At 32.4% G+C, this 18,357-nt stretch carries 15 protein-coding genes and 1 other RNA gene; 4 read left to right on the top strand and 12 right to left on the bottom strand.

Annotation, left to right across the window (positions count from 1 at the left end; all coding sequences use genetic code 11):
• Positions 1-70: 70 nt before the first annotated feature.
• Together rnpB and gpsB are read right to left on the bottom strand one after the other, a co-directional pair.
• Positions 71-390: RNase P RNA component class B (gene rnpB, locus OC535_RS12145), an RNA gene on the bottom strand.
• 55 nt (positions 391-445) lie between these two features.
• Positions 446-781, bottom strand: a complete 336-nt coding sequence (gpsB, locus tag OC535_RS12140) for a cell division regulator GpsB (protein WP_024721481.1) — start codon at positions 779-781, stop codon at positions 446-448.
• Positions 782-961: 180 nt separating this feature from the next.
• Here gpsB and recU point away from each other — a divergent pair, with 180 nt between their 5' ends.
• The 3 genes from recU (at position 962) to OC535_RS12125 (ending at position 4,694) form a co-directional block, all read left to right on the top strand.
• Positions 962-1,561 (top strand): Holliday junction resolvase RecU, encoded by a 600-nt coding sequence (recU, locus tag OC535_RS12135; RefSeq protein WP_227051965.1) that lies wholly within the window; start codon positions 962-964, stop codon positions 1,559-1,561.
• A complete protein-coding gene (locus OC535_RS12130) occupies positions 1,551-4,244 on the top strand; it encodes a transglycosylase domain-containing protein (RefSeq protein ID WP_498823933.1) in 2,694 nt (897 codons plus the stop codon). The genes recU and OC535_RS12130 overlap by 11 nt, the downstream gene beginning before the upstream one ends.
• 96 nt (positions 4,245-4,340) lie before the next feature.
• Positions 4,341-4,694 carry a hypothetical protein gene (locus OC535_RS12125; RefSeq protein ID WP_498823932.1) on the top strand — a complete coding sequence of 118 codons (354 nt, stop codon included), beginning with the start codon at positions 4,341-4,343 and terminating at the stop codon, positions 4,692-4,694.
• Positions 4,695-5,154: 460 nt separating this feature from the next.
• Here the strand turns inward: OC535_RS12125 and OC535_RS12120 are convergent, their stop codons facing one another.
• The 8 genes from OC535_RS12120 to spoIVA all read right to left on the bottom strand — a co-directional run bounded on the left by OC535_RS12120 (position 5,155) and on the right by spoIVA (position 13,738).
• Positions 5,155-6,471, bottom strand: coding sequence for a DUF4062 domain-containing protein (locus OC535_RS12120; RefSeq protein WP_498823931.1), 1,317 nt, complete (start codon positions 6,469-6,471; stop codon positions 5,155-5,157).
• Between the two features lie 42 nt (positions 6,472-6,513).
• On the bottom strand, positions 6,514-7,713 hold the full coding sequence (locus tag OC535_RS12115) for an ATP-binding protein (RefSeq protein WP_498823930.1): 1,200 nt from the start codon (positions 7,711-7,713) through the stop codon (positions 6,514-6,516).
• A 1,576-nt stretch (positions 7,714-9,289) separates the two neighbouring features.
• The gene (nth, locus tag OC535_RS12110; RefSeq protein ID WP_024721487.1) at positions 9,290-9,937 is read right to left on the bottom strand and encodes an endonuclease III; all 648 of its coding nucleotides are present in this window, start codon (positions 9,935-9,937) and stop codon (positions 9,290-9,292) included.
• Positions 9,930-10,523, bottom strand: coding sequence for a DnaD domain-containing protein (locus OC535_RS12105; protein WP_024721488.1), 594 nt, complete (start codon positions 10,521-10,523; stop codon positions 9,930-9,932). The genes nth and OC535_RS12105 overlap by 8 nt, the downstream gene beginning before the upstream one ends.
• A gap of 4 nt (positions 10,524-10,527) precedes the next feature.
• Complete coding sequence (locus OC535_RS12100; RefSeq protein ID WP_227051976.1) at positions 10,528-11,019, bottom strand: hypothetical protein; 492 nt, start codon at positions 11,017-11,019, stop codon at positions 10,528-10,530.
• A gap of 124 nt (positions 11,020-11,143) precedes the next feature.
• A complete protein-coding gene (locus OC535_RS12095; RefSeq protein ID WP_024721490.1) occupies positions 11,144-11,851 on the bottom strand; it encodes a zinc metallopeptidase in 708 nt (235 codons plus the stop codon).
• 75 nt (positions 11,852-11,926) lie between these two features.
• Entirely contained in the window at positions 11,927-12,199 is a 273-nt protein-coding gene (locus OC535_RS12090; protein WP_024721491.1) for an HU family DNA-binding protein, read from the bottom strand.
• A 63-nt stretch (positions 12,200-12,262) separates the two neighbouring features.
• On the bottom strand, positions 12,263-13,738 hold the full coding sequence (spoIVA, locus tag OC535_RS12085) for a stage IV sporulation protein A (RefSeq protein WP_024721492.1): 1,476 nt from the start codon (positions 13,736-13,738) through the stop codon (positions 12,263-12,265).
• 99 nt (positions 13,739-13,837) lie between these two features.
• Between spoIVA and OC535_RS12080 the strand changes: the two genes are divergently transcribed.
• Positions 13,838-14,698: an AraC family transcriptional regulator gene (locus OC535_RS12080; RefSeq protein ID WP_024721493.1), complete on the top strand. Its 861-nt coding sequence runs from the start codon at positions 13,838-13,840 to the stop codon at positions 14,696-14,698.
• An 11-nt stretch (positions 14,699-14,709) separates the two neighbouring features.
• Here OC535_RS12080 and OC535_RS12075 read toward each other — a convergent pair whose 3' ends face one another.
• Positions 14,710-16,935, bottom strand: coding sequence for an alpha-galactosidase (locus OC535_RS12075; protein WP_024721494.1), 2,226 nt, complete (start codon positions 16,933-16,935; stop codon positions 14,710-14,712).
• Positions 16,916-18,355: a melibiose:sodium transporter MelB gene (gene melB, locus OC535_RS12070; RefSeq protein WP_498823929.1), complete on the bottom strand. Its 1,440-nt coding sequence runs from the start codon at positions 18,353-18,355 to the stop codon at positions 16,916-16,918. Before melB ends, OC535_RS12075 begins: the two co-directional genes overlap by 20 nt.
• Between the last annotated feature and the right edge of the window lie 2 nt (positions 18,356-18,357).

Genomic DNA, 18,357 nt, shown 5'->3' with positions numbered 1-18,357 from the left:
ATTTATTATAAACAAATATAAATATCTATACAAACAAAAAAGCTGATAAAATCAGCTAATGTGACTCGCTTCGTAAGCCAAGTTCTGTTTTTCAAACGATTATTTATCTATGCATACGCATCCGTCTTTTAGTTCAATTTCCTCAAGACGATTCCCCTACCAAATTTGGGTTTCTTCCTTGCAGAGTTTACCTCTTTTCAGCTAATCTTTCGATTAGAATAGTTTCTGTGGCACTTTATGGCTTATCGACCATACTAATGGTTAGGTCTTAGGCCTGTCGTTAGCTCACGCTACCATGACTTATTGATTCGTCATGTACAAACACTACAAGCATCGCAGCTTGTGGAAGCCTGGACTTTCCTCTACTTTCGTAGCAATCGTTTTCTACGAGTCTTCTTTATTTTACTTATTTTTTTTTAGAAAGCAAGTATAAAGTTATTTGGTACTATTTATTTTGATTAAATACTACTTTTTCTAATAAAGAAAGTCTTTTTAAAATATCCACATTAGTTGAAAGATTTTCTTCCATCGCATGGATATTGTCATCTTGAAGTGCTTTTTCACGTTCAAGTTTAGCAATTTTGATCTTTTGTTCATTTAAACGAGCTTCCAATTGATCTATTTTATCATACGATGCATTTAACATAGCAGCGAATGATTCATAATCTTTAACGATCATATCTAAAAAATGATCAACTTCTTCTGCATTATATCCTTTAAAATCAACTTTAAATTCTTTAGCAACTATTTTTTTTGGACTTAACATAATTTTTGGTTCCAAAGTAATCAACTCCTATCTATATAGTATATTGAAACAAAATTCTTGATTAAATGCAAGGGTTTAATATATTTGTCATGAATTTTAACAAAATATACAATGTTTAGGAAACTCGCAAGATATTATGATATTTTATTTTAGTTATGGTATAATACCTACGTAAAGTAATAAAAAGGAGCGATTATGGTTAATTATCCAAATATGAAAAAGACAACTATCCATCAAACCAAATTAATTGATGGAAAATTAAATACCCGTCATCGTGGGATGAATCTTGAAGAAGATTTAAATTTAACAAATAAATATTATCTTACTAATGGCATCGCCAATATTCACAAAAAGCCTACACCAATTCAAATCGTGAAAGTTGATTATCCCAAAAGATCAGCTGCCAGAATCGTTGAGGCTTACTTTAAGACTCCTTCTACAACTGACTATAATGGTATTTATAAAGGTAAATACTTAGATTTTGAAGCAAAGGAAACCAAAAGACAAAACTTTCCTTTTACTAATATTAGTGTTCACCAAATCAAGCATTTACAAAGTATTATTAATCACCATGGAATTGCCTTTGTTATTATTGCTTTTACCCACCTAAATGAGGTATACTTAATTGATGCCTCATACATGATTGAAGCATACTATCAGCCCAATCAAAAATCTATTTCTTATGAAGAAATTAAAGAAAAAGGCCATTTGATTGAGCAAGGATTTAATCCGCGTTTAAATTATTTAAAAATAATTGATCAATATTATTTAGGAGGTCTCAAAAATGACAGATAGCTCTACTACAAGACGTAAAAAGAAGAGATTAAACTGGAAAAAAATTTTTACTAGTTTTATCATTATAATTATTGTCATTTGTCTTTCTGGAGGATGTTTTTTCGCCTGGTCAGTATACAAAGAAACCGAAGACTTTTCTGCACAGCGACTTCTTTCTGGCGAAGCAAGCAAAATTTATGATGCTAATGGAGAACTAATGTATACATATGGTAGTGATATCAATGGTAAACGGGAAAATATTACTTATGAAGATTTACCGCAAGTATTAATCGATGCTGTAGTTGCCGCAGAAGATTCCCGCTTCTTTGAACACGATGGTTTCGATTTACCTCGTATTGCTAAAACGTTGATTACTAATTTAGCACATTTTAGTATTCGTGGTGGTGGTTCTACGATTACCCAACAAGTAATCAAAAAGTCATATTTCCCAGAAGAACAAAAAACTTATACGCGTAAAATCAGTGAAATCATTTTAGCTATCCAGGCAACGAAAGAAGTAAGTAAAGAAGAAATCATTACTTTATATTTAAATAAAATTTATTTTGGTCGCAGTACTAGTTCAATCGGTATTGCTGCAGCCAGCAAATATTATTTTAATAAAGAAGTATCTCAACTTACTTTACCAGAAGCGGCCTTATTAGCAGGAACTTTGAATTCACCTAGTGCTTATGATCCATATTACAATCTTGATTTAGCAACTAAACGACGTGATATCATTTTAAACTTAATGGTTGATCATGGTTATATCACTCAAGAAGAATGTGATTTAGCAAAAAAAGTAAAGATTGAAAATATGTTATCACAATCAAGTACCACTTCAGATAGCGCATTAGCAGCATACGTTGATTTAGTAACTGCTGAAGTAAAAGAAAAAACTGGTTTAGATCCTGCTGAAACCCAAATGAATATTTACACTTATTGTAATCAAGATGTCCAAAAAGAAGCTGCAAAACTAGCAAATGGTGAGACATATGATTACACTGATGAAGATATGCAAATGTCTGGAAGTATCCAGTCTACGCAAGATGGTCGAATTGTTGCAGTAATTGGTGGACGCAATTATAAACTTGGTGACAAAAACAAAGCAACATTGAAAAGACAACCTGGTTCTTCTATGAAACCGATCCTTGATTATGGTTTAGCTTACAAATATCTGGACTGGTCAACAGTTCACACAGTTGTTGATGAACCAACGACCTTCCCTAATAACTATACTCCTAAAAACTGGGACAATAGTTATCATGGTTCAATGCCAATTAAAGAAGCTTTAGTTAAATCATGGAATATTCCTGCAATCCAAACTTTCCAAGAAGTTTTAGAAGCCGCATCTTCTAAAAAAGTAATTGCTGATATGGAATCTTTAGGCATCGATATGTCTACAGAAAATGAAGAATTATCTCTACCATATGCTATCGGTGGTTGGGCAAACGGTACTAGTCCAATTGAACTAGCTGGTGCTTATGCAACTATTGCAAATAATGGTGTTTATATTGAATCACATACTGTCAATTATGTAGAAGTTCCAAGCACAAATAAAACTTATAATATCGATAAAGATATCCAATCTGAAGCTAAGCAAAGTATTGGTGAAGATGTTTCTTTCATGATCAGAGAAACTATGCTAAGTTATTCAGATAGTGGATATGGTAATTATGCATATTTAAGCGGTATTGATAACGTTGGAGCTAAAACTGGTACATCTAATACTGAAAGTGGTGCTAGTAAAGATTTATGGATGACAGCTTATACCCCTGACTATACTTGCTCAGTTTGGATGGGATTTGAAGAAAAAGCATTAGCAGCTGGAAAAAATACTTCTAAATACAAAGCTTATCCTGAAAAAGTAGTTGGTGAACTATTAAGTTACTTACAAGATAATACAACAGACAAAAAATCATACCCTGATAAACCTGATAGTGTTGAAGAAATAAGTATCATTGCTGGTGTATATCCTTATGTAAGTCCAAATGCAAGCACCCCATCTGATAAAATATATACCGGTTGGGCTAAAAAAGGTACTGGTCCTAGTGAATCAGCTGTTGAATATGATATTAACAATTTATCATCTTTTGATGCATCTCTTACTAATAATGGAAAGATTTCTGTCAAATTTAGTGAATATAACCCTGCAAGTGCAGCAACCGATGAAAATGCAACTGAAGCAACAAAAATGTATGGCGTAATTGAATACGTTGTCGAAGTTAGTGATCCAAACAGTCATGAAATTTTATATACTACAACATTAAGTCAGTCTGATGGCACAATTGATTATACGCCTAGTGATAAAGTTAATGTAACTGGATATTATCGCTTCCATAAAGCTCCAGGAAAAGTATCTAATAAAATTACCAAATCTGTAGGTTCAACTAAATCAGAAAACAAAATCAATTATTCAATTACTTCAAATGGAACGACCGTTACAAATGGAAGTACTACTTCTTCTAATACGGTTACGATCAAAGTAAACGCTCAAAACAGTTCTAATAACATTAGTATTCAATTCTTTACTCTTGATGGTAGTGAAATTAATGACGCATATACTTTTACTGGTAATGGTAGTAAAGACTTTGAATTGACACCTGGTGTTCAGTATCGTGTTAAAATCAGTGAATCTGATGGTACTAAAACAATTAGTGATACAGTTACTTTTACGGTTGGTAATTCTAATTCATCAACAGAATAAAAAAGGGACAAAATAAATTTTGTCCACCTGGATGATAGTGTATTTTAAATGCCTATCATCCTTTTTGGTATTATAATGATTTTAGGAGATGACTTTATGATCGATTTATCTATTCCTTCTGATACATTAGGCCTTTTTAATTTTAAGCAGTTTGTTAAAAAAGACGGTAAAAATACTTTTAAATATATCTTCTTTGACAATTACGACTATATCATTAATTTACATGATAAAGGCAAACTTAGGGATGTTTCTTTTGATAATGTTCAAAAAACTATCCTTTGTTCTTCTATCCATCTTGATTATGGTCTTTTTGTCGTTGCCAGAAATACTCTGGCTTCCCTTTTCAACAACAGAAAATATCGCAAACAAAAGCGTCTTGAAAAAAAGAAAGGTATCTTCTATCATAAAAAAGCAATAAATCTCAATATCTTTACAAAGATACAACTATAATGTGATTTTTGGTGCCATTGCCTCATTGCACACTTTTGGTAGACCTCTTGACTGAAATCCGCATATCCATGTTCTGGTTGTTGGCAATAGTAAAACTTTTGACGCGGGAATATAGGTTGGCGACGATACATCAACATTTCACATAATCGTTTCAACTGTCTGAATAAAGTGCATTTCTTTGACCTTGATTAGATAGTCCAGCGCAGAATACCGCCGATTCCACGAGAAAGCCAACACCATTTGTCGTTTGAAAAGTTTCTGCAGCTCATAGCTTTTCATATAGATCAGCAAGTCTATTTCACCGGTTTTCTCTACCACCGCGAAGGGATATATGGCGTACTTTTTCACCTCCATTTTGAAATATAAAAAGTCGAGGAACTTTCAAAATGAAAATTTCTCGGCTATTTAAAATATTACTTACTTTAAATTACATGTGGAAAACCATATTTACTAAACTGTTTTATGAATTATTTTTTATTTGGCATTCTTGTAACTTTGCATTTAAAAAATCAATTAGCTTCATAATTTTGGAAAGATTGAAAACAGGATCAAAAGCACCCATCTCTGCTCTTTCACTTTCAGATGCTTCATTTAGAATATCTTCGATTTCATTTTGCACAATTTCTACCTGTTCTTTATCCCATTCAGGATGATTACCTAAAAACACTCTTAAACTAAGCAATGTTTGTCCAATATAATTTATTGCTTCTGGATTTGAATTGAAATCCGACAACAGTCTTATATACTTGGAGATTTCTTCATGTGATTTTTGAGGCATATTATTAAACACCTCCATTACTTTTGCATGAATTGAATTAAGTTCGTTATCAACAGAAACCCTTATTGTATGCAAACCTTGCTTTCCAACTTTGGTTAAAGTAATTTTATCTTGAGCAATATCTATTATTCCATACTCAAAAAATTCTGCAACTATTCGCTGAAACTCCACATCAGGAACACAAAAATAAGGAGCATGATCTAAAAACAATGCATGATTGAATGCATAATGAATTAGGCTAATGTCGCTTTCAACCAATAAAATTGGACCAAAAATTGAAAATATTTGTGACCATGTCAAAGAAACTGGTATGGAAATATTCTTGTAATCATCCCACTTTGAATAGCCCCTAAAAGTGCGAATTTCATTCCATGGAAACTGCATAATGAGTTGCTCATATTTCTCTGATTGCTTTTCGTCCTCAAGCAGAGCTTTTAATCTATCATTTTCAATCCTTAAATCGTTTATTTGATTCAGTAAATCTGAATTTTCGTAGGATGCAACTCTCTCCCAACCAGGTCTTGGATAATCATTAATACAATTTACTAAAGCGATAACAACATTTTCAGAAAGAGCTGATGGATTATCCCAGCTAAAATGACTCACCATTCTATGATGCATCACCTTATCTCTAAATTTATTAAGTTTCCATTTGGCATCTAGTTCTATATCGGATTTGTTAACCGGAAGAGAATCAGGCTTGCTATGAATGCACGCAATTACTGGAATCCCTAAATTCACAGCATAATCAAACTCTTTTTCAGTGTAACTAATACCATCATCAGCTTGTGAACCGTATCTATTTGCTATAATGATAATATAGTAATCCGTTTCATCAAGAAGCCGCTTAATATAATCAAACTGTTCCTCGTTTGTTGAAACAAAATGTTCCATACCAACAGGAATATGACGAAGTTTAAGAATACTCTCTAAAACTGCTTGTCTCTCTAATTGTAAATCTGTATATGTGGAACTAATAAATACTTGATATCGTTTCATAGTTACTCCTCTAAACCTCAATTTTTAATCTTTATGATAATTTTAATATCCATCAGCCAATAGAAAATCTGCTAAATGTACGATCTTTACACCGTTGATATTACCTGCGGCGAGCTCGTCAAGCGTTACGACATACTTGGGATAGTGGTCTTTGATTTCAAGCAGATTGGCAATCTCGCGGTCAGATTCTTCCGGCAGATTGCGGCACACCTGCACATAGATACGCTCGTCGCGCCGTACCGCCACAAAGTCAATTTCTTTCGTTTCGTTCTTGCCGATATAGACCTCGTAACCTTTTCTGCGAAGCTCAAAGTATATGATATTTTCAAGCATTGCGGCAACAGACTTCGGATTGAAACCCATCATGCAGTATTTCAAAGAAGCGTCAGCAAGATAGAATTTCTCCTGCGTTTTCAGCACGGATTTACCTTGCAGATCGTATCGCTGGCAGCGATAAATCACAAAGGCTTTTTCCAGCCATTCCAGATAATTATATACCGATTCCACCGAGAGAGAACGTCTCTCACTTTTCAAGAACTTTACAATAGCATTTGCAGAAAAGGTCTTACCGACATTTTCAACAATATACTTTACAACACGGTTGAACAAGTCAAATTTCGTAATATTGTGCCGTTTCGTTATATCGCTGGTAATAACGGAATTATAAATGCCCTCGACAATCTGATATGCTGCGCTCTCGTCAAAATTGCTCAGCGCAACGATTGGAAAACCACCCATGCGAATATACTCTGCAAGCAATTCTTTCGGCGTGCGTCCGCTTGCCTTTTTGAACTCCATATATTCGGCAAAGGACAGCGTAAATACAGGGATAGAGATATACCGTCCTGAAAGATAGGTGGATATTTCACTTGACATCAGCTTAGAATTGGAACCAGTCACATAAATATCCGTATCAGCGTTTTCAAGCAGACTGTTTACAGCCTTTTCCCAACCTGTGATTTCCTGTACTTCATCAAGCAGAAGATAGTAACGTTTACCATCTGTCATTTTTTCCTTGATTCCATTGTACATATCTTTATCGGTCATACCGTCATCAAAATCTTCCGAAGTGTAGCGCATACTGATAATGTGGTCGGCAAGAACGCCACTTTTTATCAAATCATCCTGTAACATGTCTAAAATTGTGGACTTACCACAGCGACGAATACCCGCAAGGATTTTCACCAGTGGCACATCACGATAGGTTTTCAGTAAATCTAAATAATGGGGTCTAACGATCATACTAATGCCTCCTTTACTATTAGTATACCAAAAAACATATAAATAATTAATAGTTTTTACTTAAATTAAATAAAAACTTTTATATTTTAATTTATTTTTTGGTCTTATCATAAACTTTAATCATGTAAAAAGCAATTCAATTTAATGCCTCGAGCTCTTTCAGATATGAAATACAGTCGACATGTCCTCTAAAATATACCCGTTGGCATTCCATACCTTTTTCTGTTTTTCCAAGAGTACGAATATAGAGATTAGGACTTTGAATACGGTATTCTTTAGGAATATTCTCAATATTGCCATCGTAAATATCAACAAAACGATCGCCATTTGAGCGTACATAACCGTTGTTGGTAAATACTTTGCTTTCATCAAAACAAATATCCCACCTAAAATTTTCATAGTCGATATAATTTGAAAGAGCACCCAGAGTTTGCTTGTACCATAGTAGTTGCTTTGTTCAATCCAATAATAGCTAAGGTCGGAAGCATCGATAACACCTGGAAGATAGTCAAAACAGTCCATATTTTCGGTAAGGTTAATTAAGTTTCTAACACTGCCCTATTCTCCCAAGTCTAAAACCGCCTGCCAGAAATCCTCGCTTTCATCAAGTTTTATAATCTTTTCTACAAGGTAATTGAGCTCGCTTAAACTCTCGTATTCTCCAAGCAGGTCATAAATATGGAAATTATAGCACTTATAATTGGTTAATAGACACATTAGTTTCAAGGGCTTAAAAGATGATTCTACCGAAGATACGGGGAAGTGTTCTATGTCTATGCCCCAAAATCAAAGATGAACAAACTAAGAACGCTATTGAAAAATGTGTTCAATATATGACCAGATCAATAATATATGAAAGCAAGATAGTAAACTATGATGATGACAAAAAAGTGATTCACTGGTTTTATCACCGTCATTAAGATAATTTGCATATTACTTTCTCGAATTGTTTTAACTGTTTTATTATATTTATTAATTTAATTTGATTCGTTCCTGCCTTTTTTTGTTTATATAATGTGCTAATCAACATCGTGACCGAAAGATTCTTGAAGCAAAATACAGCTATAAGCATAGGAAAAAGGTAAACAAATGATTAATCTAACTGATGAAGAACCAGCAAAATTATTGAGGAAACCAGAGGTAATGATACCAATAAAATGCAAGAGATGTGGTTATAAAGAAGTACCGAAATGAATACTGGAAGAGTTTTTAGATGAAGAAAATCAAGGATACAGCTGTCAGTGTCCAAAATGCAATGGAACTATGATTAGGAAAAAATAATATTTCTAACACTTTTTTAGTCGATAAAAATATCCAGCCATTTCATGTACCCCTATGGTTGATATTTTTATTTTATACTTAAACGAATCGAAATTCCTATTAGATAAAAAAGAAGCTGGATTTAAAGTTCTTTCTTACTTTAGGGTAAACATTAAAAAGAGATTTCTTAAATAATTATTAAATATAATCATTTTTTGAAATCTCTTATTTTTAATTACCCATTATCGAATAAAAACCTGATTTAAAACAACTTCTTTTATTTATCATTGCAAAATCAAAAGCCCACGATAAAAGATTACTTATCTAAATATTTCTTTTTGATTGGATCTTTACACATATCATTTAATTTACACTCTTTACAGTTAGGATTTGTTGCCTTACAAAAATAGCGTCCAAAAAAAATAAACTGGTGATGCGATTTATTCCAGCGTGAGCGTTCGATTGAACGGCATAATTTCTTTTCGACCGCTAAAACACTATCATCTTTTTTAGCAAAACCTAATCTTTTAGCAATTCTTTCAACATGTGTATCAACCGCAAATGCCGGGATATCAAAAGCTACTGAACGAACTACATTAGCTGTTTTACGTCCTACTCCTGGCAAACTCTCTAATTGTTTCTGACCACTTGGTACTTTACCATCGTACTGTTCTATCAATACATTTGCCATCGCTAAAAGATTTTTAGCTTTATTACGATACAAACCTATCGTCTTTATGTCCTCTTGTAACTGTGATAAAGAGGCTTGACTCACTGCTTCTACTGTTGGATATTTTTTAAACAAAGTCTCTGTTAATTGATTGACCTTTTTATCTGTTGTCTGTGCTGATAACATCACAGCTACTAATAATTGAAAATCAGTTTCATGATTCAGCTCACAATATGCATCAGGAAACAATTCATCAAAATAATCTAATACTCGCCCTGTTTTTTCTTTATTCATTTTCCCACCATTTATACTCACTAATTGGAACTGTCCGTTTTGGTTCATCCTGTTCAATATAACGCTGTTTTACTCCTGTTTTAGCCCAATTAGAAAGTATTCCTTCAATATATCTAAAATTAAGTACTTGACTTTTAACAGCTTCTTTTAAAGCTTTAACAATCATTTCATCACTATAGTTACAATTCTTCCAATCTTTAATAATATTAAGTTCGATTGGTGATAATGCTCTTGCAAACTGTTCTTCAAAAATACTGATCAAATCAACTTCTGATGCTTTTTCTTCGATTTCTTTATTTTCACATAATAATTTTTTTTCAAGTTCATTTAAGCTAATAGAACCCAAACGATTACAAATCAGTTTTTTATTTAATAACGACGCTAAAACCTTATCCAGCTCTTGATTTGACAACACTGAATAATTCTGAATCATCTGTGGTGTTACAGTTTTAATACCAATATCTTTCAATGTATAAACAATCAATAAAATATGACATTCATTATCATCAATATTTAACTCTTTAGCTCTCAATAGTAACAAACGACTAATATCAACACATTTATTTTCTATTAATTCCTTTAACATAAATCTACCTACTATTATCAATTCGATAAGCCTTTATAAATTCACCACTGTCAATTCCATAAAAAGCATAAATCAATGAATCTTCACCACGATACAACAAGCTATAAACAAATATTTCATTTTCATAGCCTATCTCAACATCATCGGGGGTTTGCTTATATTTCTCTTTAAAAGCATCAATACATTCCTGCTGGTCTACAACATCTCCGCTATATGATTTAATAAATTTTTTCTTTTCATCAAATACAGCATACTGTTGTTTTTCACCTTTTTTTGCATGAATAATATAATAACTTTTCTCACCGTCATAACGATTAAAATAATCAGCGCTGTCATAACCATTTTCAGCAATAATCTCATTTTCAATCTTTGCAAGATCATTTTTGTGTCTTGAATATGGAACATGTACCCAAAGCATATAAAAACTAACTATAATAAAAACTAATATCAAAAAAGCTATTAGAATATTAAATCTATTTCTACGTAAAAATTTCAAAATTCCACCAACTTTCTATGCCTATTATACTATCAATTTAGCGATTATAAAAGAAAAATTGTATTAATATATCTGAACTGATAGCTCAAAAAAATCAAAGCCCTGCAGCTTTGATTTTAATGAATTAATCACGATCATTACCTAAAACGATCAAAACAATTCTAAGTAATGATAAAACCGTTGATAACATTGCAGCAACATATGTAAAAGCAGCTGCAGATAACATTGATTTGGCACCTCTGTATTCATCATTAGTCAAGTAATTAGTTTTCAAGATCTGTAACGCTCTCGATGAAGCATCAAATTCCACTGGCAGTGTAACAATTTGGAACAGCAAGATCCCTGACATCAAGATTACTCCCAGCCAGGCAATATTAGTATTTCCCATTAATAAACCAATAAATACGGCAATCCATCCTAAATACTGACCAACATTACACAATGGCAAGATTGCATTTCTAAATACTAATGGTCGATATCCAACTAAATGTTGAATGGCGTGACCACACTCATGACTCGCTACTGCTAAAGAGGCAATCGATGTACCATCATGAATCCCTTGAGACAAATTAACTGTTTTATTACGTGGATCGTAATGATCCGATAATCTTCCACTTATGCGATTGATTTGAACATCTCTCAATCCATTTCGATCAAGAATTTCTCTAGCTACCATCGCTCCAGTCATTTGTCTGCTATTAGGTACTTTTTCATATTTATTGTAAGCACTGCTTACTTTTAATTGAGCAACAATCATAATTACTGATCCAATGGCAACTAAAAGATAACCAATCATATAAGTTGATGACATTGGATAATAAAAAAACGGCATTTTTCTCAACTCCTTTGTTTCTATTATACACCTTATTATTAACTTATTATTAATAAATAACAAAAAAAGCAATGATTAATTCATTGCCTCTTTTAAACGATTACTTGGTTTAAATGTAACAGTCTTGCTGGCAGGAATAATCATTTCTTTTTGTGTCTTTGGAGATATTCCTTTACGAGCTTTACGATCATTTACTTTAAACGTTCCAAATCCAGAGATCAAAACTTTATCTCCTTCAATAACACTACGTGTAATTGTATTAAAAACTGTATCTACTAAAATCTCGGCATCTTTTTTAGTCAAGTTTCTTTCTTTAGATACTGATTCAACTAGTTCTTTCTTATTCATAACTACCTCCATATTCTAATACCTCGAAAGTATAACATTAAAAATTACCGATTTCAAGCACTTTTATAGGACAATTGCAATAACATTACTTTTCCCTTTATTTACTATTTTTGATAAAATATCATGAATTCTAAGACTCGCATTTTCTGGAATAGCATTCAGCTTGATATACATCCCTTCTTCAATTAAATCTCCTAATTTACGACCAAAAACATCACAATCAAAAATTGCTTGTTTATCGTTACCATTAGAATTTAAATATTCGATAAATGCTTCTGCTTGTTCTTTTGACCCGATTATTGGCTCAAACGTACTTTCAATATCTACTTTGATCATATACGTAGTTCCTGCTTTAGATACTAACTTCATTCCATAGCGCGGCCCTTGTTTAATAATTTCTGGTTCACTTAATTCAATTTCATCAAGTTTTGGTATTGCATAGCCATAGCCAGTTTGTTTAACCATTCTAATGGCATTAGAAAATCCTTCGTACTCTTTCTTGATATCAACCAATTCTTGGATAAATGTTAAAAATGTAGCCTGATCAAAACCTTTATCACCAATTATTTCTTCTAAAATTTCATTGTATAAACCATCACGCTCTTCGATTTTTAAAGTGGCACTAGATGTACTTGTGTCAATTCCTGTTAAATATGCTTTATCAACAAAATCATATTCACTAATGGCATCGCCAATTCTTTCTACATCTTTAAATTTTTTAATTGACTGCAAGGATTCTTTTAATGATGTATCTAATGTTTGTTTCAACCAATGATTATTAGACATCATTGCCAGCCATTTAGGTACTTCAATTCGTACTTCACTAATTTTAAATTCATATAAAGCATCTTTTAATAAAGAAACAATTTGCGGCTCTTCCATATTTGTAACATCCATCGATAATACTGGTACATCGTATTTTTCTGTTAAACGTTCGTATTCTTTTTTACAAGCAGGACTATTTACATCCTTACTATTAATGATGACAATGAATGGTTTATCGATTTCTAATAACTCTTCAATAATACTGTCGGTTGCTTCATTATAATTAGCTCCTGGAATATCACAAATACTACCATCACTTGTAATTACGATTCCAATCGTTGAATGATCCTGAATTACTTTTTTTGTACCTACTTTAGCTGCCTGATCAAAAGGAATCGATTCTAAATACCATGGGGTTTTAACATAACGAATCCCCTGATCATCTTGATATCCTTTAGCACCTTCAATAACATAACCAACACAATCTACAAGACGGACATTGACTTTAAAATTTTCATCCATGATCATCTCTACTGCCTGATTAGGAATAAATTTTGGTTCAACCGTCATTATCATTTTACCCTTACCAGACTGTGGTAATTCATCGATTGCTCTTAATTTAGCATCTTTATCTTCAATATAAGGGATAACCGCCATTTCCATAAAACGTTTAATAAATGAAGACTTCCCGCTTCTTACTGGTCCTACCACCCCTAAATATATGTCCCCATCGCATCTTTTAGCGATATCATGTAAGATATTTTTCGTTTCCATTGTAAACTCCTCTCTTCGTCTTATTTATATGAAATCCACCTATATTTAGAACACATCTAAATACAATTTTGTTATAATAAGTTATAAAGGAGGTAATTTATGTATTCTTCACTTGAAATAGAAAATCAGTCGTTTGAAGATTTATATTTAAAATTCTGTGGGATGCAGGAATGTAAGCCTGATTATTCATATGGTCCTGCCATAAGACAAAACTATTTAATTCATTATTGTCTAAAAGGTAAAGGTGAATATCATGTAAATAATAAAGTATACTCTATTAAAGCTGGGGATGCTTTTTTGATCATGCCTAATGTTGTTACATATTATCAAGCTGATCATGATGATCCTTGGACCTATTTATGGATCGGTTTTGACGGCAATAAAAGTCGTTTGTATTTGAATCGCTGTAATTTAAATGATAATAATCTGGTCATTCATTGTGATTATCTTGATGAATTAAGAAAACTGACAATTTCGATGTTAGCTCATTATAAGCTTAGTTATAGTAATGAATTATATATTCAAGGACAATTATTTACTTTCTTTTCTTATTTAGCTAAAAGTGCAAATGTCAATTATAAAACAAATAAAACTAATTACAATCCTTATGTTGATAAGGCTATCGAGTATATTCAAAATAATTATCAAGATATGGTAACCGTAAATGAAATTGCTGATTATTTATCGATCAATCGCAGTTATTTATCAACGCTTTTTAAAAAATATCTCCATCTTTCACCACAAGAATTTTTATTGCGCTATCGCATGATCCAAGCTGAGGAACTATTGATCAATACTGATCTTACTATTAATCAAATTGCTTTTTCCTGTGGCTATGCTAATCAATTATCTTTTTCTAAAGCTTTTTCAAACACTCACAATCTAGCTCCTCGTGATTTTAGAAAGCAAAATAAAATGATCAACAACTCTAGAATGAATGATCCTCATGCCCAAAAATAGACGCTAGGCGTCTATTTTGCTTTAATAATATATAATCTAGATAAATAATCTCCATTAGTTCCATCATAAGTCTCACGATTTTCACCACAAGAACTGTCACTCGTAAGTAAGCCAAGATTCATCAATTCATCACCATAATGATCAGTTTCATTGATTGATACATGATACTCCTTATTAGGATCTAAACCTAATAGTTTAACTCTTCTAAAACCTTGATTAACTTCTTGTAATGGTCGATAATAGCCTACGATCGCAGTATTTAGATCATTTGAAACTACCATCCATACTGTTTCATTACCTTCGAATGGACTTTTTAAACGATAGAAAGTTCCAAACTGAATAATTTCTCGATATTCTTTCATAAACTTTATTTGGGCAATGATCTTATCCTGCTCTTCTTGACTTAGTTTATTTAGATCCAATTCATAACCAAAAGTTCCAAAATAAGCTACGTTTGCTCTAGTCTCAATTGGTGTATTTCTAAATACTTGATGATTAGGTACTGCCGATACATGAGCCCCCATTGCTGAAATTGGATAAACGTAAGAAGTCCCATATTGAATCTTTAATCTTTCAACAGCATCAGTATCATCACTCGTCCAGCATTGTGGTGCATAATACATCATCGCTGGATCAAAGCGGGCCCCACCACTAGCACATGACTCAAATAATACTTCGGGAAAACGTGATGTTAATTTTTCATATAAACGATATACTCCTAAAATATATTCATGCATTACTTTTCCTTGTGAAGAAGGACTATGAATACTTGAATAAACTTCACTCATACAACGGTTCATATCCCATTTAATATATGAAATTTGTCCTTCCTCGATTACTTTGGCCATCATCTCATAAATATACTCAACTACTTTAGGATTAGAAAAATCTAAAACATATTGATTACGACCATGACAACTATTTCGATTCGGTGTTTTTAATGTCCACTCTGGATGTTTGCGATACAAATCAGAATCTTTATTGACCATTTCAGGTTCAAACCATAATCCAAACTTCATATTCAAATCGTTGATTTTTTTAGCTAAACCACTAATACCATTAGGCAGCTTTTCCAAATTAGGATACCAGTCCCCTAATCCTGCTTTATCATCATTACGTTTTCCAAACCAGCCATCATCTAAAACAAACAGCTCAATTCCTAACTTTTTAGCAGTAACAGCAATTTCCATGATTTTTTCCTCATCAAAATCAAAGTAAGTTCCTTCCCAGTTATTAACAAGGATTGGTCTAACTTGATCACGATATCTTCCCCGCGCTAAACGTTTTTGATATAGAGAGTGATAAGTTTGCGACATCGCATTTAATCCTTTATCACTGTAAACCATTACTACTTCTGGTGTTTGAAAAGATTCATTACTTTTCAATTCCCAGCTAAAGCAATGGGGATGAATCCCCATCATAACCCGCGTTACATTATAAGTATCTACTTCAACCTGGGCTAAAAAGTTACCACTATAAACAAAACTAAAACCTAATACTTCACCATCATATTCATTACAATTTTCTCTTTTTAGAGCAATAAAGGGATTAAAATTATTACTTGAACAGCCCCGAAGTGAATAAATTGATTGGATTCCATGTTCTAATTTACGATTTTTAACATTTCTTTCTCTAGACCAGGCCCCTGTCAATTCAATCATTTCATAATTATGATCAGGTAGATCTAAAGACATACTCATTATCTGATTTAAAACTAATTTTTGCTTTCCCCAATTTTTAATATATGCATTTCGGCAAATAACTGGCAAATCTTCATAAATCGTATAGCTTAAAATCAATTCTGTCTGAATCACTTCATCGTATAAAGTTATTAATAAAGTTTGTGCTTCACTATCATTTTCTACATACGTAGCTGGCAAATCTGTTAATTTCGGCTTTCCTTTTATAATTTGATGATCTTGATATCTAAAATCAAGAATTCTACTACCATTTTCCTGAAGAATATCAATTGCCGGATGGCGCATATCGCCTGATCCATACACTGGATATTCTTGTTTAATATGTTCTAATGAAAATGTTAAGTCACCTTCAAACGTACATGATGCCATGGGTCTTGGTCTTGTTTCAAAAAGATGATCAAAGTTTTCTCGATCGTGAATGACTTTACCATAATATAATTGACCTAATTGATCATTTTTTAATACTTTAAAAATATAGCTAAGTTGTGAATTATATAAATGAAATGTTTGTGATGATTTATGAAATTGAATCGGCATAATTACCCTCCTGTAAATTTTTACTTTGATTATTTTCTACTACTCTATTTTCAACATCTTCTTCCTTTTTTAAAGAAAGAATATTCATAATTCTAGTCATATATTTACCATTTAATATATAATATTTTTTATAAATAATAAAGCTTATAATAACAAATATAATTGGTAATCCAATCATAATGATGCGCATACCATTGATCGTTGCAGCTGATTGAACTGCATCTGGAAGATAACCAGTAGCATCTAATGCAAAACCTGTAAATAACGTTCCCAAAGCTGCAGCAAATTTAACTAATAAAGTTTGAATTGAAAAAATAACTGATTCATTGCGAGTACCTAATTTATATTCTCCATAATCAACAACATCCGCTAAAACAACAGCTACCGTTCCTAACTGTAAACCAGATCCTAATTTTACACAAATTCCTGCAACAGCAGTTAAAATATAATTTTTAGGAATGACGATCCCTATTATTAATAAAATGATCAAACCAATAACGGGAATTCCACTTGCAAGGCCATAAACTTGTTTTTTAGACATTCGTTTAGCTAACTTGGGAAAGATGATCAATCCAAATATTTCAGCAAATCCAGCAAACATCGTAAAAATAGAGAAAAGACCTTTATCACCAGTAACATAGATAAAATAATAAGTTTGAACACCACTAATACAGTTCATCGCAAAATTAAAAGTCAATATAACAGCGATTGCAACTAGCAACTGATCATTTTTCTTAATAACCTGAATTATTTGTTTAAATGATGTTTTTTCAGATTTTTTTGTTTCTATCCGGTCTGCTGATCTAACATTTACTACAGTGATTCCGATCGTTACAATAAAAACAATTGCAATCACCCATGCAAAACGGGTAAATCCATCCTGGGCATTTCCTTTGCCTAAAAAATCCATGATTTGTAGACCAAAGCCACCCACTAATAAAGAACCGCCAATTGAAGCAAAAATTCTTGGAATAACTGCTATTTTATCACGTTCTTCAAGATCGGTAGTCAAGTTTGGTAACATTGACCAGTAAGGAATATCCATAACTGTATATGTCATTCCCCAAACAATATACATAACAGCTGCAAAAACATACAATGTTGTTCCTGATAATCCCCAATTAGTAAATAAGCAAACTAAAACAATCGCATTAACAACGGTTCCAATCACTAACCAGGGCCTGAATTTGCCCCATTTAGTACGGGTATTATCAACGATCATTCCCATTCCTAAATCGTTTATAGCATCCCAAAACTTAGCTAAGAAAAATAATGTTCCTACAAAAGCTGCTGATAATTTTAAAACATCAGTAAAATATAACATACAGTAAGTAAAAATTATGCCACAGCACATATCTTTACCAATGGCCCCAATACCATAAGAATATTTTTCTTTAAAAGACAATTTATCACTATTCATTG

Source organism: Clostridium sp. Marseille-Q5894 (genome assembly GCF_946902305.1).
GTDB lineage: Bacteria > Bacillota_I > Bacilli_A > Erysipelotrichales > Coprobacillaceae > Thomasclavelia.
Note: the sequence above shows the minus strand (reverse complement) of the source record. Positions and strands in the feature narration are given on the sequence as shown.